Source organism: Aeromonas sp. (assembly GCF_050252055.1).
Taxonomy (GTDB): Bacteria; Pseudomonadota; Gammaproteobacteria; order Enterobacterales; family Aeromonadaceae; genus Aeromonas; species Aeromonas caviae.
Genome location: NZ_JBFWLQ010000001.1, coordinates 431,554 through 446,053 on the forward strand (window position 1 = coordinate 431,554; position 14,500 = coordinate 446,053).

The 14,500-nt window shown below is 59.3% G+C and carries 12 protein-coding genes; 7 read left to right on the forward strand and 5 right to left on the reverse strand.

Features of this window, described 5'->3' with window-relative positions; all coding sequences use genetic code 11:
• Window positions 1–111 precede the first annotated feature (111 nt).
• Complete coding sequence (locus tag AB7E19_RS01920) at window positions 112–2,523, forward strand: YgiQ family radical SAM protein (protein WP_322131367.1); 2,412 nt, start codon at window positions 112–114, stop codon at window positions 2,521–2,523.
• A gap of 88 nt (window positions 2,524–2,611) precedes the next feature.
• On the opposite strand, the gene AB7E19_RS01925 is transcribed toward AB7E19_RS01920, so the two are convergent.
• Window positions 2,612–3,517 carry a LysR family transcriptional regulator gene (locus AB7E19_RS01925; protein WP_161469721.1) on the reverse strand — a complete coding sequence of 302 codons (906 nt, stop codon included), beginning with the start codon at window positions 3,515–3,517 and terminating at the stop codon, window positions 2,612–2,614.
• A 58-nt stretch (window positions 3,518–3,575) separates the two neighbouring features.
• On the opposite strand from AB7E19_RS01925, the gene AB7E19_RS01930 reads away from it, so the two are divergent.
• Window positions 3,576–5,060, forward strand: coding sequence for an amidohydrolase family protein (locus tag AB7E19_RS01930; protein ID WP_204509394.1), 1,485 nt, complete (start codon window positions 3,576–3,578; stop codon window positions 5,058–5,060).
• 14 nt (window positions 5,061–5,074) lie between these two features.
• Window positions 5,075–5,548, forward strand: a complete 474-nt coding sequence (locus AB7E19_RS01935; RefSeq protein WP_042014762.1) for a DMT family transporter — start codon at window positions 5,075–5,077, stop codon at window positions 5,546–5,548.
• Between the two features lie 162 nt (window positions 5,549–5,710).
• Here AB7E19_RS01935 and AB7E19_RS01940 read toward each other — a convergent pair whose 3' ends face one another.
• Window positions 5,711–5,833, reverse strand: coding sequence for a hypothetical protein (locus AB7E19_RS01940; RefSeq protein ID WP_319911681.1), 123 nt, complete (start codon window positions 5,831–5,833; stop codon window positions 5,711–5,713).
• A gap of 238 nt (window positions 5,834–6,071) precedes the next feature.
• Here AB7E19_RS01940 and AB7E19_RS01945 point away from each other — a divergent pair, with 238 nt between their 5' ends.
• The gene (locus AB7E19_RS01945) at window positions 6,072–6,881 is read left to right on the forward strand and encodes a transposase (protein ID WP_427934552.1); all 810 of its coding nucleotides are present in this window, start codon (window positions 6,072–6,074) and stop codon (window positions 6,879–6,881) included.
• Between the two features lie 634 nt (window positions 6,882–7,515).
• On the opposite strand, the gene AB7E19_RS01950 is transcribed toward AB7E19_RS01945, so the two are convergent.
• Genes AB7E19_RS01950 through AB7E19_RS01960 form a run of 3 tightly spaced genes read right to left on the reverse strand, consistent with a single transcriptional unit; the run spans window position 7,516 to window position 11,503 of the window.
• On the reverse strand, window positions 7,516–8,349 hold the full coding sequence (locus tag AB7E19_RS01950; protein ID WP_322131455.1) for a hypothetical protein: 834 nt from the start codon (window positions 8,347–8,349) through the stop codon (window positions 7,516–7,518).
• A 2-nt stretch (window positions 8,350–8,351) separates the two neighbouring features.
• Window positions 8,352–9,947: a hypothetical protein gene (locus tag AB7E19_RS01955; RefSeq protein ID WP_322131454.1), complete on the reverse strand. Its 1,596-nt coding sequence runs from the start codon at window positions 9,945–9,947 to the stop codon at window positions 8,352–8,354.
• 17 nt (window positions 9,948–9,964) lie between these two features.
• A complete protein-coding gene (locus AB7E19_RS01960; RefSeq protein WP_319883988.1) occupies window positions 9,965–11,503 on the reverse strand; it encodes an OmpA family protein in 1,539 nt (512 codons plus the stop codon).
• A gap of 634 nt (window positions 11,504–12,137) precedes the next feature.
• On the opposite strand from AB7E19_RS01960, the gene AB7E19_RS01965 reads away from it, so the two are divergent.
• The 3 genes from AB7E19_RS01965 (at window position 12,138) to ruvC (ending at window position 14,313) form a co-directional block, all read left to right on the forward strand.
• Window positions 12,138–12,365: a hypothetical protein gene (locus tag AB7E19_RS01965; protein ID WP_039039312.1), complete on the forward strand. Its 228-nt coding sequence runs from the start codon at window positions 12,138–12,140 to the stop codon at window positions 12,363–12,365.
• A 283-nt stretch (window positions 12,366–12,648) separates the two neighbouring features.
• Window positions 12,649–13,557: a Gfo/Idh/MocA family protein gene (locus AB7E19_RS01970; RefSeq protein WP_109422100.1), complete on the forward strand. Its 909-nt coding sequence runs from the start codon at window positions 12,649–12,651 to the stop codon at window positions 13,555–13,557.
• A 234-nt stretch (window positions 13,558–13,791) separates the two neighbouring features.
• Window positions 13,792–14,313, forward strand: coding sequence for a crossover junction endodeoxyribonuclease RuvC (ruvC, locus tag AB7E19_RS01975; protein WP_010673515.1), 522 nt, complete (start codon window positions 13,792–13,794; stop codon window positions 14,311–14,313).
• Window positions 14,314–14,500: the final 187 nt, after the last annotated feature.

Below are 14,500 nucleotides of genomic sequence, written 5' to 3' on the forward strand. Positions count from 1 at the left end.
CGCCTGCTCGAAGGCGCCCCTTCCCCTCGCGTTCTGTAGGGGCAAAAAGCCGTCGCCCCCGCCTTGCTCTGCCGGTATAATGCGCGACCCGAATTGTTCCAGGTGGTCAAAATGCAGCCGGTTACCAACCTCTTCTCCTATCCCCGTTACTGGGCCGAGTGCTACGGCACGGCGCCCTTCCTGCCCATGTCCCGCGCGGAGATGGACAAGCTCGGCTGGGACAGCTGCGACATCGTGCTGGTGACCGGGGATGCCTACGTGGATCACCCGAGCTTCGGCATGGCGGTCATCGGCCGCATGCTCGAATCCCAGGGTTTTCGGGTCGGCATCATCGCCCAGCCGGACTGGTCATCGAAGGATGACTTCATGCGCCTGGGCAAGCCCAACCTCTTCTACGGGGTGACGGCGGGCAACATGGACTCCATGATCAACCGCTACACCGCCGACAAGAAACTGCGCCACGACGACGCCTACACCCCGGGGGATGTGGGCGGCAAGCGGCCGGATCGCGCCACCCTGGTCTATACCCAGCGCTGCAAAGAGGCCTATAAAGAGGTGCCGGTGGTCATCGGCGGCATCGAGGCATCCCTGCGCCGCATTGCCCATTACGACTACTGGTCCGAGACCATCCGCCGCTCCATCCTGATCGACGCCAAGGCCGACATCCTCATCTACGGCAACGCCGAGCGGCCGCTGGTGGAGGTGGCTCACCGCATCGCAGGCGGCGAGACCATCGACACCATGCAGGACATTCGCGGCACCGCCGTCATCCGCAAGGAGCCGCTGCCGGGCTGGCGCGGGGTGGATTCGAGCAAGCTCGACCAGATTGGCCGCATCGATCCCATCCCCAACCCCTATATGGAAGGGGCGCCTTGCTCTGATGACGAGGGTATCGCGCCGGTGGAGCAGGAGGCCAAGCCCATCCTGGTGCAGCCCCCTAAGCAAAAGCCATGGGAGAAGACCTACGTCAAGCTGCCGGCGTTCGAGCGGGTGAAGGAGGACAAGGTGCTCTACGCCCATGCGTCCCGCATCCTGCACCACGAGACCAACCCGGGCTGCGCCCGCGCGCTGTCGCAGGCCCACGGCGATCGCATCATCTGGGTCAACCCGCCCGCCTTCCCGCTCGAAACCGACGAGATGGATGGGGTGTTCGGCCTGCCTTACCAGCGGGTGCCGCACCCGGCCTATGGCAACGAGAAGATCCCGGCCTACGACATGATCAAGACTTCGGTTAACATCATGCGCGGCTGCTTCGGCGGCTGCTCCTTCTGCTCCATCACCGAGCACGAGGGGCGCATCATCCAGAGCCGCTCGGAAGAGTCGATTCTGAAAGAAATCGAAGAGATCCGCGACAAGGTGCCGGGCTTTACCGGCGTCATCTCGGATCTGGGCGGCCCTACCGCCAACATGTACCGCTTACGCTGCAAGAGCCCCAAGGCCGAGCAGACCTGTCGGCGCGCCTCCTGCGTGTGGCCGACCATCTGCCCGCACATGGACACCGACCACAGCCCGACCATCAACCTCTATCGCAAGGCGCGCGACCTCAAGGGCATCAAGAAGATCCTGATCGCCTCCGGGGTGCGTTACGACATCGCGGTGGAAGATCCGCGCTACATCAAGGAGCTGGCCAAGTACCACGTCGGCGGCTACCTCAAGATCGCGCCGGAACACACCGAAGAGGGCCCGCTCTCCAAGATGATGAAGCCGGGCATGGGCAGCTACTACAGCTTCAAGGAGCTGTTCGACAAGTACTCCAAAGAGGCGGGCAAGCAGCAGTACCTGATCCCCTATTTCATCTCCGCCCACCCGGGCACCACGGATGAAGACATGGTGAACATGGCGCTCTGGATTAAAGCAAACCGCTTCAAGCTCGATCAGGTGCAGAACTTCTACCCGTCGCCGCTCGCCAACGCCACCACCATGTATTACACCGAGAAAAACCCGCTCAACAAGGTGAGCCGCCAGGGCGGGGACGTGTTCGTGGTGAAAGGGGAGCGTCGCCGTCGCCTGCACAAGGCGCTGCTGCGCTATCACGATCCGGCCGGTTGGCCGATGATCCGCGAAGCCCTGCTGGAGATGGGCAAGGGTCACCTGATCGGCAACGGCCCCGACTGCCTGGTGCCGCCGGAAGGCCGTGGCGAAGCCAAGGCCGAGCGCAGCCGCAGCAAAGGCCTCAAACCTGCCCTGACCCGCCACAGTGCCATCACCCATCAGCGCAGCAACGGGGCTGGCAACAAGGCCGCCCGTAGCGAGGCCGGTGCAGGGAATGCCCCGGCAACCAGCAGAAATGGCGGCAAGGCTGGCAATGGCAAGCCGGTGGGCTCCCAGCTCCAGAAAGGGGCGGGCAACGGCAAGTCCGTCGCGCAGGGGGCAAGTCAGGGTAAATCGGCAGGGCAGGGGAAACCCGCTGACAAAGGCAAGGCGCCCACTCGCGCCGGCTCTGCCAAGCCGGGTGCCAAACCTGCCACTCAGGGCGGCAAGCTTGCGGCCAAAGGAAATGGATCCAAGCGACCGGCACGGTGAGTTCCCTGACTGTAAAGCGATAGAAATAAAAAAGGCGACCAGATGGTCGCCTTTTTATTTAAGGTAATCGTATGTATGGAGATGGTATTCATCTTCCCGGGCTGGTCTTGTGGACAAGTTCGGCAATCCAGTCAGCAAATGCACGCACGGCAGGAGACAGAAAACGCTGATGGGGATAAAGCAATGTGACTGGCACCGATGGCGGTTGCCAATCTGCTAGCACCTCGATGAGCCTTCCTGCCTGCAGGTGCTCCAGTACAACATTCTCGGCAAGCTGGATGAGGCCAAAGCCATCGAGGCACATCTTGATATAAAGCCCCGTGTCATTGACGGCTGCGGTGCCGCTCACAGTAACCGATAGAGTCTCTTTACCGCGGACAAAGCGCATTTCGTTTGCATGCCTGGCGAGGCCCGAAAAGTAGTGGACTGCCTGGTGCACAGACAGTTCTTCAGGGGACTGGGGAACACCGTTTTCGTGAAGGTATTCAGGCGAGGCGCAGGTTACCCACCGAAACCGGCCAAGGGGACGAGCAACAAGGGTGGAGTTATTCAGCTCTCCTGTTCTGATCACGCAGTCCACACCTTCCTGAACAAGATCAACCTGCCGGTCACTCACACCTATCATCAGGTAGATATCTGGATAACGTTGGTGAAAGTCTCTGAGATTCGGCATGACGATGGAATGTGCTATCCCGCTCGGCATATCAACCCGCAAACGCCCCTGTGGCCGCTTGATAGCCTCCGTCAGGCTGGACTCGGCATGTTCAATCAATGAGAGTATTTCCCTGCATTGGCCAAGATACTGCAGGCCTTCAGGGGTGAGGTTCACCCGCCTCGTTGTTCTGTTCAGCAGGCGCACCTGCAGGTATTTTTCGAGGTTTTTAATCGTACTGCTGACTGTCGAGGAAGGCAGTGAGAGGGTCTCTGCTGCCTGCACGAAGCTTCCGGTCTCAGCAACCCGCATAAAGATCTGCATAGCCTGAATACGATCCACAGCCCTTCTCCCTTGAGACGATAACTCTACCGATAGTTCCCATGATTATTCGAAAATCATGAATTATGAAAACAGTTTGGTCATCTTTTTTAGGGTAATAGAGTGCCGTATCTTTTTGCCATTGGCTAGAAAAGAGGCTCTTGAAATGACCGGATACGTTAGAAATATTGTTAATAATCAAGATGTAATACCAGATTCAATCTTGATCAAGGGGGCCACGATCCTCAGCATGGATGAGAGCGTGGGTAACATTGAACGTGGAGACATTCTGATCAGTGGATCAACCATTACGGCCATAGGCGAGAATCTGGAGGCGAATGGTGCCCGTATCATCAATGCTACGAACATGATCGCCATGCCGGGGATGGTGGATTCTCATCGCCACTCCTGGGAGGGACAACTGCGCCGCATCAATCCGAATGCCACTTGTCTGGAAGACTACAGCAACGCCACGCACTTCTCTTTCGCCAAGTACTATCGCCCTGCCGATATGTATATCGGCAACCTGCTGACGGCACTGGGCTGCATTGATGCAGGCATCACCACCGTCATTGACAATTCTCATAACAGCCGCACCGCAGCCCATTCGGACGCCGCCGTCGAGGCCCTGCTGGATGCAGGGATCCGTGCCATACACGCCTCCGGCGCACCGGTATCGGGGGAATGGGACAAGGCTCATTGGCCGGGTAACTGGCAACGCCTGCAAGAGAAATATTTCAAGGACAACCCAGAGAGCCTGGTTTCCCTTGCTGTCATGGCCCAGCTGGAGCCTGCATTGTGGGCCGAGGCTCGCAGGCTGGGACTGCCGATCGTCACGGAATTCTTTGGTTCTTTTATGGCGTCTGAGCTGGAGTCACTGCATCGGCGCGGTCTGCTCGGCCCGGACAATATTTTCAATCACTGTACGTCACTGCCAGATGAGGGATGGAAGATCCTTCGAGAAGCCGGTGTCCGGGTGAATGTCTGCCCGCGCTCCGATGCGCACTATGGCATCGAGGACGGTATGTTTGCCATCCAGGCGGCGCAGCGTCATGGCATCAACCCTGGCCTCAGTGTCGACAATGAAACCTCTTACAGCACTGATATGTTTATGGAAATGCGCGTGGCATTTTACCTGCAACGGGTGATGGGCATACATCAGCAGCACTGCTGCGGCTCCGACCACTCGCTGACCACGCTGCCGGCTGCCCAACTTCTCAAATCGGCGACTGTCGATGGTGCTGCCTGTGCAGGGCTGCTGGACAAGGTAGGGAGCCTGACGCCAGGAAAACAGGCGGATCTCATTCTGATCAATGTTGGCGATATCAACCTCTACCCGTCCGGCAATGCCTTTGGCACCGTGGTGCATGCGACAGAGCGCAGCAACATTGATACCGTCATTATTGGCGGGCGCATCGTCAAGCAGCATGGCAAGGTGCTGGGCGTAGACAGCACGCGCCTTCGCGCCGCCATTGATGAGTCCCGTGAGCATCTGTTTGCCGCCGCCGGGTATGAGCCTGACATTTTTGCTGACGCCTTCCTGCCGCTGGCACAGGCACACTGACAGGTATACAACCCATGAGCACGCTGTATTACGTCATCGCTTTTGCCGCAGGTCTCGGGATCACGCTGCAGACAACTCTGAATAGCCAGCTGGCACGAGGACTCGGGGGCGATTCGGTCACCGCCGCATTGTTCTCCTTTGCGGCCGGTGCATTCAGCCTCGGGGTCTTCTCGCTGCTGCGTGGCGGATTATTCACCTCGCTTGCGGCCATTCCATCACAGCCTCTGTGGAGTCTGGCCGGCGGCCTGATCGGTGCTTGCGCGCTGTTCAGCTACATCGTGCTCGCACCGAAAATCGGGTTGTCAGCCCTGCTTGGGTTGGCCATCGTCGGACAGTTGCTCTCATCCCAGGTCATCGACCATTTTGGTCTGCTTGGCACCATCCAGCGTCCGGTATCTTTGATAAAGCTGGGTGGAATGTTGGTTATGCTGACCGGGCTCGTCATCATGCTGTTCGGTGATCGGTTAGCTGAGCGCCTTATGCACTGATGAAGCGGCCTTCTGATGTTTTGACCTTCACGAACGTCTGCCCAGGGGCAGGCGTTCTGCTGATGGGGTTTGCATCTCGGCTCAGTTCCATGACCTGAATAGGGGGACACAAAGAGGCTCGCCTGACCTGGTCAGGCGAGCCGGCTCATATCGCGTCAGTCATCACCCCTGGACATTGACCAGGATCCGGCCGCGCACCTGGCCTGCCAGGAAGGCATCCCCCAGGGTCACGACCTGGGAGAGAGGCACTTCCCGGGTGAGGAGATGGCGGGAAATCTGGGACACGGGAAATCTGGGACACCCACCTTTTTGACAGCGGCGTAGCCCTGTACTTGGCTTGAGGTGTCACTGCCCAGGGGTGAGCCATGACCATTGCCCGTTCACGTCAAATCAGTTTGCAGGATACGCCTTACTATCATGTGGTCAGTCGCTGTGTGCGGCGGGCGTTTCTGTGCGGCGGGCGTTTCTGTGCGGGGAAGATGCCCACTCCGGCCAAAGTTACGAGCATCGGCGTCAGTGGGTAGTGGACAAGTTGGGCCAATTGTCGCGACTGTTTGCCATCGGTGTGTGTGCCTATGCGGTGATGAGCAATCACTATCATCTGGTGCTCAAGGTCGAGCCGGATACCGCTGCCAATTGGAGTGAGCGAGAGGTGGCCGAGCGTTGGGCGGCGCTGTTCCAGTGGCCGCTGCTGGTACGACGCTGGTATCAGGGGGAATCTCTGATTGAGCCCGAACTCGCTGTGGTGCAACAACTGATAGGGCAGTGGCGGGAGCGGTTACATTCCATCAGCTGGTTTGTGCGGTTGCTCAACGAAAACCTGGCTCGGCAGGCCAATCGGGAAGATGGTTGCAAGGGCCATTTTTGGGAAGGGCGCTTCAAGAGCCAGGCCCTGCTCACCGAATCAGCCCTGCTGGCCTGCATGACTTACTTTGACCTGAACCCTATACGAGCGGGATTGTCCGATCGGCCTGAACAGAGCGATTACACCAGCCTCAAGCAGCGTCTCGATGGCGAGCAGTCCGCCGCCCCATTGCCGCCGTTGCTGTTGCCATTCGCGCACGAAGCGCGACCCGATAGCCTGCCATATACCTTTGCGGATTACCTGATGCTGGTGGACTGGACAGGTCGCGCCATCCGAGTGGACAAACGGGGCCATATCCCGGCTTCTCTTGCCCCCATCCTGACGCGGCTGGGGGTGGACGAGGTACGCTGGCTCAAGCAAGTGACGCTGTTTCGGCGCCAGGGCATCAGAGTGGTGGGTGACAAAGAGCATTGTCAGCAGTTTGCCTGGCACTGTGACCAGCGACGGTGTCATCAACCATCCCTTTGAGTGATGAATACTTGTGTCATAGCAACGTCCGGTATCGCGCCAGCACCCCGCCTGTGTGATCGCATCTGAATTGGCGTCATCAATGCCAAGACATTCTCTTTAATCCCCCGAGTTTCACAAATGCCATCGCAAATGCTGGATGACGAGTTGTGCTGGGCGCTGGATGAAGGCTTTCTCCAAAAGGTGGCTGTCCTGATAAGGCGGGTTGGGGAATAGGGGCTATCGGCCCTTTGTTATCAGGCCGTTTTTTCACAACGCTGCGACACCGTGGGTGTTGCTTGAGCAGGTGATTTTTGCATCAGTGAAACAGAGTGGGTGATATGGTTCCTCCAATGGAACAATCCGTACACAAAGATGGCTGTCCCAAATAAAAACCAAATGACGGTCCCAAACGACGGAGCTTATCGTGCTCGGCCCATGGAGAAGGGGGGAGATGACGACGTCCCTTGGGGATCTTTTACGAGAGTCGGCAAAGATGGGGACCCACCTCTTGCTCGCCTGATCAAACCTGATGCCAAGGGGCGGGTTTGCCGATATCTCGAAGGGGGGCAGCGTTGGCAAAATAACAAGGGCGACCAGTTGGTCGCCCTTGTGTGATGGGCAGAAGCGCGTGCTCTGCCTGTGAAGGTGACGGTTATTGCAAATCCGTGCTCAGGCTGGGGGCGCCGAAGTTCACCAGGGTGGCATGGGAGTGCTCGAAGTACTGTGACCAGAAGTCACCGAGTGCATCCATGGTCTTGCCGGAACGATAGGCGTGTTTCACCGCGTCGGTTACCAGCCCGGCGCCCGTGACGTAGACGCGAGCGCCTTGCAGATCGGCAAACAGCCCCTTGCTATTGGCCTGCTTGAGCTCGTCACCGACATTGAGCTGCTTGATCTTGTTGGTGGCATAGAAGCTGGTGTAATCGGAGTGCTCCAGCATGTCCGAAATGAGGAACACGACGCGGTCATTGACGCCTTGCTCGGCCTTCATATCTTCACCCACCTTGCGCAGCGAGTTCATGATCTCGCTCTTGGGGATGTCCTGGCGGGCATCACGAAGTGCTTTCACGAACTGTTTGCCAAAGCCGTTACGAAAGACCTTGGTCTGCGTCGTCAGGCAGGTGTCCAGGCCGCGCAATTTGCGCATGCTGACATCGTCCCGGATCTCCCCTTCCAGCGGCATATCCAGTTGCCCCGCGTAGGCCAGGCGAAGGTATTCGCCAGGCAAGAAGGCGGAGAAGGTATAGAGCTTGACGCGATCACCAGCCTGCACGAACCGCTCGATCTGCCCCCAACTGCTGCGCTGCAGATCGTCAGGCATCGGAATGGTCTGGTCGATGATGACCACCAGTTCGCGGCCGGTGCCCGCAGGCTTGATGTCGGTCAGGCCATTGCGCTCATAGCAGCTCTGTATGTCGTTACGCTCGGCCGCCAACGCTGCACAAGGCAGTGCCAACGCCAGTAGCAATACCTGGGTGATCTTCACGATTAGGCACTCTGCTTGGTGGGAAAGAGGCCCAGGGTCTTGAGGGCCATCTGCTGTTCACGGATATCACGCAACTGCGCTTCGTCCACCCCCAGTGCGCGGCTGGCTGCTGCCAGACTCTCTTCGGGCAGGCCAGTGACATCATGGAAATCGGCGGCCTTGACGGCAGCGTCGGTCTGGCCGGGGGCGTCAGTGGTGGGCGGGAGAGCCGCCTTTGCCTGCGCAACAGCCGGTTGTACGGCGGGTGCCGGCTCGGCTTGCACTGTCGGTGCGACCTGGGGGGCCGCCTGAGGGGCCGGCTTGGGCGGCACGGTGCCTGCCTTGTACTCGATAAAGGCCAGGAAATTGCGATGGGCGGATTTCTCCCCTTCCAGCGCCCCCAGCACACCCGAGTTGGTATGGTCACGGCTCGACAACAGGGTCTGCAAGCGGCGGAGCTTGTCATCGGCATGGCTGGCAATGGCGGTGCGTTGCTGGTCCATCGCGTCCAGCATCTCTTCGGCGGTCGCGTATTCGTGTGTCAGACGCCAGGCTGTTTTGGAATGGGTGCCCGCAAAGTGGTATTTGCTGGCAAGCCAGATGCTGATCCCCTGGATGGCGATGTAGATGAGCGACAGCATGACGTAGGTGGTCAGGCTGGCCTCACGGATGGCCTGCATCTTGTCTTCGATGGTGGCCTCTTCCGCCTCGTTGTTGATGGCTTGAGACTCTTCCGGCAGGTCAAACGGCGACCCCATGCTGCTGTCACTCTGTGCCGTTGTTTCGGCGCGCATGTTGTTGACCATCTCGGTTTCGATGCTGTCGAGGGTGGCTGAACGCACCACGAAGGCGCCCACTGCCATGCAGGCAACAAACGAAGCACAGACAATCAGCCAGACAAACTTGCGGCTGACACCTGAATTCACGTCTTTCAGGCGTGCCAGCAGCTGCTCGTAGTCAGGTTTGTCAGAGTCCGAGAAGGAGTCTTCCAGATTGATGGCCTTGTTTGCCTTGAGGGTACGGGAGCGTTTTGAGGGCTCTTCCCCTTGCCACCAGTGACGCGCCCGGGCGATCAGGCTGTTGTGATGCAGGGAGTGTCCGGCCACTTCAGCCAGGAATGCGGATGCGACGGCGAGCAGCAGAGCCGTTGCGGCTGCCAGCAGGTGACGGTCATTGGTGGAGGCATCCATGTTCATCCAGCCTGCCAGCACGTAGGCAAAGCCCATTGCCTCGACCAGCACCAGCACCAGCACCAGAGCAAGCACCCACGCCGGGCGCGGGGAGCGGCCGGCCTCTCCTGCCTTGGCAAGGTAGTCGAGGGAGGCGTTGTAGGTATCTGTCCCCTTTAAATGCTTCTTGTATTCGCGGTAGTACACATTTGACAGGGTCACTTCATGGTTGATCCAGCCATCGCCATCGACCGAGGCCGGCTTGCGGGCGAGACGGGCTACTGTGCCGATCAGCGGCAGGCTGTGCCATACCCGGATCAGGAAGTAGGAGACATGCTCCCAATGCCGCCACACCACCACGGCGCTGACGAGGAATGAAACAATGCCAACGGTCAGCATCTGGTTGGCGAGGATCAGCGTCTTGAGCGCTGCCAAAGAAAAGTCTTCCACTAAGTTTCTCCGTTTTCTTATTTGGAATGGGTGGCGGGAATGGGCATGTACGAAGCCACATAAGCCTCGGAACCTGCCGGATAGAACAGGGCTCCCTGGCTTACCTTGGCGTTGCCTTTGCTGAACACGAGATCCATGCAGGACACCGACGCCTTGGGATCGCTGGTGAAGACGCGGTATAGCACCTCACTCTCGCCCTCATAGGTGTTGGCCACCGCCTTGAGGGTCTGGGGCTTCTTCTGATTCGAGGATTTGTAACCCTGAACGACTTGCAGGATCGGTTGACGATCGACCTGGGCGTTGTCACGCAAGATGGAAACCGGAGAGACAGTCACCAGGTGGCCGTTGACGGTATTGGCCCAGACGCGATTGTTATAGCCGGGCATGTACTCCTTGGTGGCATGGCGCGGGAGAGGCTTGTCGTCTGCCATGCTCAGCACCTGGCCTGCACTGCGTGGCTTATCTGCCTCACAGCTCGACATCGGCATGTCGCTTGCGTATGCGCTGCTGATCAGTGCAAAACCACTCGCCTTGGGTTTGATGTTCTGAGCCATGTTCCATTGATAGGTGCCGGCAGGCTTGCCGCCGAAGTCCACTGCGGCCTTGGCATCGGGCAGGGCCTTGGTTGTGCTGGTGTTTGAGGCGCTCTGCTTGGCGGCGGGTTGGCGAGGGGCGGTTTGCGACGTGGCCGCCACCTTGCTTGAACCGCTTGCGGACTGAGCCGCCGGTTTGGTCGCCGCCACACGCGGTTTGGCGGTATCGGAAGCCCCGTAACGCAGATAGCGGGTGTTGTTCTCTTCGGATTGGGCCCGCATGACCAGAGCCTGCTCGTTCGCCAGTTCTACAATTTCGACCCGGCGATTCTGACCGCGAAGCAAGGGGTCGCTGTTGTCTGCGATGGGGCGCGACGAACCTGCGCCTTGATAGTAAATGGAAGAGGCCGGGATCCCCGATGCGACCAGGACCTTGCCGACGGCTCGCGCACGTTGCTCGGAGAGTCGCAGGTTGAGTTCTGCAGGGCCGGTGGCGTCACTGTGGCCGACGAGGAGGATACGGCGCTGATCCGAGGCGTCTGCGGCTGCGGGTTTGGCATAGAGCTGGGCCAGTTTCGTGACCACTCGCAGGCCGCTTTCTGTGAGCTGGGCAGAACCACTCGAGAACATGCCGGAATCGGGGATCTGGGCCACAAGGCCGGCGTCCTGAGGGACACCGGTCACTGCGGCTGGCTCGGCAACGGTCAGTTTCTCGGTAGCGATGTTGAGATTCTCTTCCTTTGCTATCCGGTCAAGCTCTTGTAGCCTGGACTGCCACATATAGCCTGCCGCGCAGCCCAGCGCCCCACCGAGGGCAACCCCCGCGACAGCCCCTTTTTTCCCGTTGATGGCGTAGCCCGCAGCTCCTCCTGCAATCATGCCAGCCCCACAAAGCACCGGCATGCCGTAATCCTTGCCGATATCATTGACCGTGGATTTGAAATTCTGCATCTGCTGAGAGCTGCAACCCACGGCGGCAATCAATACACAGCTGAGAGGTGCAAGACGAAACGATTTATCCATAGCGATTCCTTGCCATTTATATTTAATAGCGAGATTCAGACATGCCAGTGAGGCCAGAGAAAAGCGTCTTCGGATGGAGTGAAATATCGACACCTGCTGATATAAAAGATATTAACGCGGGCTGATGTTTAATATCGGCGCCAGGCGTGCTCATTCTCGCAAGCGGCTGTGTCTGATATGTCCTGAGTGTCAGAAGAGGCAATTATCTATGCGGTTCAATAGGTATCGAGTGGCTATGATAAGCCAAACGAGCCTGATCATGCGAGTGGAAAAGTGATGCAACCATAGGAAAAACATCAACTTTCCAATATCTTTGCCCATCTCCCCGACGCTGAACACAAAGAGGGTTATTGTGACGCTCTTGTGATTTGTGAAAGGCGCAGGCCGATTATCGCTATTGAGGATGAGGGCTGTTGGGGGAAGTATGTGGTTGCCTCCACTGACAGTGCTGGCGAAATAATGTTCATGGGCAGAATAACGTCTGGCAGCCCGTTTATATAATGGATTAATTGTCGATAAATATGTCTGATAACAGTTTATAGAGTGGGGCACAGGCAGTGCGAAGCATTGCAAGACCTCTGTTGAACGCATTGTTTGATAATATTGTCGAAAGGGTTTGGTCAGGAGCAATCAGATGGCGATAACAACGCGATCCCGAAGAGAGAAGGTAGGCAGCGGGCTCGGGCTGGTGATGGGGCTCATCGCCTTTAACCTGATCGTGCCCCTGCTTCCGGTTGCAACAGAGATGTCGGATATGACCCGGATGATAGGTGCCATGGTCAGCGCCATGCTTTGCGCCGAGCTGGGCGCCAGGATTGGCAAGTGGTGGGATGCCAAAGAGCAGGCCGGATCGGCAGAGTAACTCGACGTGAGAAGAGCGCCAATCGCCCGAGTGCGGCGGTGTGTGCGGGTGTAACAGGCAGGGCGACAGTTGTCGCCCTGCCTGTTTTGCTATCGCGGTGTGCCGCTCAAGCGCCGCGCCGCCGGGGGTCGCTTCGATGGAGGAAGGTGGCCAGGGTGTCGCGGGGCGATGCCGCATTGCATCAGAAGGCGCCTGGAGCGAGATGGCGCCAAGGCTGGATCTGCGAGGGAAATCCTGAGATCGTGCAGGCAGTTATCTGGTTATCCCCTTGAGAGGAGTGCCCATGCGCATTGCCCTGATTGGCCTTGGCGATATCGCCCGGAAGGCCTATCTGCCGCTGCTGGCAAACGACGAGCGAGTCACCCCGCTGCTCTGTACCCGGAGTCCCTCGGTGCTCGGCAAACTGGCGCGCCAGTACCGGATTGGCGAGTGTTTTACCGAGGTCGATGCGCTGCTGGCGAGCCGACCTGATGCGGTGATGATCCACGCTGCCACCGCCGTGCACGGCAAACTGGCGGAGCTGTGCCTGCGTGCCGGCATTCCCACCTTTGTGGACAAGCCGCTGTGTGACAACGCAGGAGAGGTGGAGGCACTCGCCAATCTCGCCATCGCCAGAGACTGCCCGCTGTTTGTGGGCTTCAACCGTCGCTATCTGCCCGCCATGGCCGCCGCACGCGGCCAGCCGCTGACCGAGCTCCATTGGCAAAAGCACAGGCACGCCCTGCCGGGGGCGCCTCGCCAGTTCCTGTTCGACGACTGTATCCATGTGCTCGACAGCCTCTGCTGTTATGGCGGCGAGCCGGACGGGGAGCTGCATGCGGTGCTGCGACGCAGCAGTGAGCAGCCCGAGCTGCTGGCCGGGGTGAGCGTCGCCTGGCAGAGCGGGCAGATGGCGGTGAGCGGCAGCATGAATCGCAGCGCCGGCATGACCGAGGAGCGCATCGATGCCTATGGCGACAACCTCTCATTGCATATCGAGAACTGCACCCGTGGCCTGCTTGCGCGAGACAACACAGTGCAGACTCTGGCTCCGGGCGACTGGCAGCCCGTGCTGGCGAGCCGAGGCTTTGTCGCCATGCTCGAGCACTGGTATGGGCAGATTGACGTCGGGCGGGCAGACGGGGCGCTGGTCGAGAGCTACCTGCAAAGCCATCGACTGGCAGAGCGCCTCGTCGCCCTGGCAAAGGGATGACCCGAAGGCAAGGGGCTGTGTGACACCTGCAGGCATCACTGGCCAGAGAAGCGGCAGAGCACTGTATGAGATGGTGGCTCCTTGCGCAGTCAGCCGGGAAAGGTGCCAGCGAGCGAGCCAAGCGAAGGCGGGTTTGTTATCTTGGCGGCCATCAAGAGCAGCAGGGCAAGAGATCGCAATGAAGAAGGTGTCGAAGATGAGATGGCTGACCGCAGTGGGCGGGGTATTCCGTTCATGAGCATCATTCTGGGGATCGATCCCGGTTCGCGCATCACCGGTTACGGGGTCATTCGCATCGTCGCGGGCAAGGCGGAATACCTGGGATCGGGCTGCATCCGCACCGATCTGGGGGAGCTGCCGTCTCGCCTGAAGCAGGTCTATGACGGGGTGAGCGAGATCATCACCCAGTTCAAGCCGGACGAGTTCGCCATCGAGCGGGTCTTCATGGCGCGCAACGCGGACTCTGCCCTGAAGCTCGGCCAGGCCCGTGGCAGCGCCATCGTCGCGGCGGTCAACGCCCTGCTGCCGGTGAGCGAGTACTCGGCGACCCAGATCAAACAGGCGGTGGTGGGCACCGGTGGCGCCGCCAAGGAGCAGGTGCAGCACATGGTGACCCATCTGCTCAAGCTCTCTGCCACCCCCCAGGCGGATGCGGCGGATGCCCTCGGGGTGGCGCTCTGCCACTTCCACACCCGTCAGAGCCTCATTCGCATGGCCGGGCGGGCCAGCGGATCGGTGCGCGGCCGTTATCGCTGATCCCTGGAGGAGGGCTACCCGGTGTTGGCAGGGGAGCGCCGGGTGCCGGAGCTGCTGGCAAAATCGCTGGTAGGGTCACAATCTGTCGCGTCCCTCCATAGGACTCCCGTGGAGAAGCGCACCGGGCGGGGGGATATCTTTCTACTTTATCAATAACTTGTGACCTTCATCACATATCCGCGATGAG

What these genes read in the sequence shown, in the direction of transcription:
- AB7E19_RS01920 (WP_322131367.1), top strand. Translation starts at nt 112, where the DNA reads ATGCAGCCGGTTACCAACCTCTTCTCCTATCCCCGTTACTGGGCCGAG.
- AB7E19_RS01930 (WP_204509394.1), top strand. Translation starts at nt 3,576, where the DNA reads ATGAATTATGAAAACAGTTTGGTCATCTTTTTTAGGGTAATAGAGTGC.
- AB7E19_RS01935 (WP_042014762.1), top strand. Translation starts at nt 5,075, where the DNA reads ATGAGCACGCTGTATTACGTCATCGCTTTTGCCGCAGGTCTCGGGATC.
- AB7E19_RS01960 (WP_319883988.1), bottom strand. Translation starts at nt 11,503, where the DNA reads ATGGATAAATCGTTTCGTCTTGCACCTCTCAGCTGTGTATTGATTGCC.
- AB7E19_RS01965 (WP_039039312.1), top strand. Translation starts at nt 12,138, where the DNA reads ATGGCGATAACAACGCGATCCCGAAGAGAGAAGGTAGGCAGCGGGCTC.
- AB7E19_RS01970 (WP_109422100.1), top strand. Translation starts at nt 12,649, where the DNA reads ATGCGCATTGCCCTGATTGGCCTTGGCGATATCGCCCGGAAGGCCTAT.
- ruvC (WP_010673515.1), top strand. Translation starts at nt 13,792, where the DNA reads ATGAGCATCATTCTGGGGATCGATCCCGGTTCGCGCATCACCGGTTAC.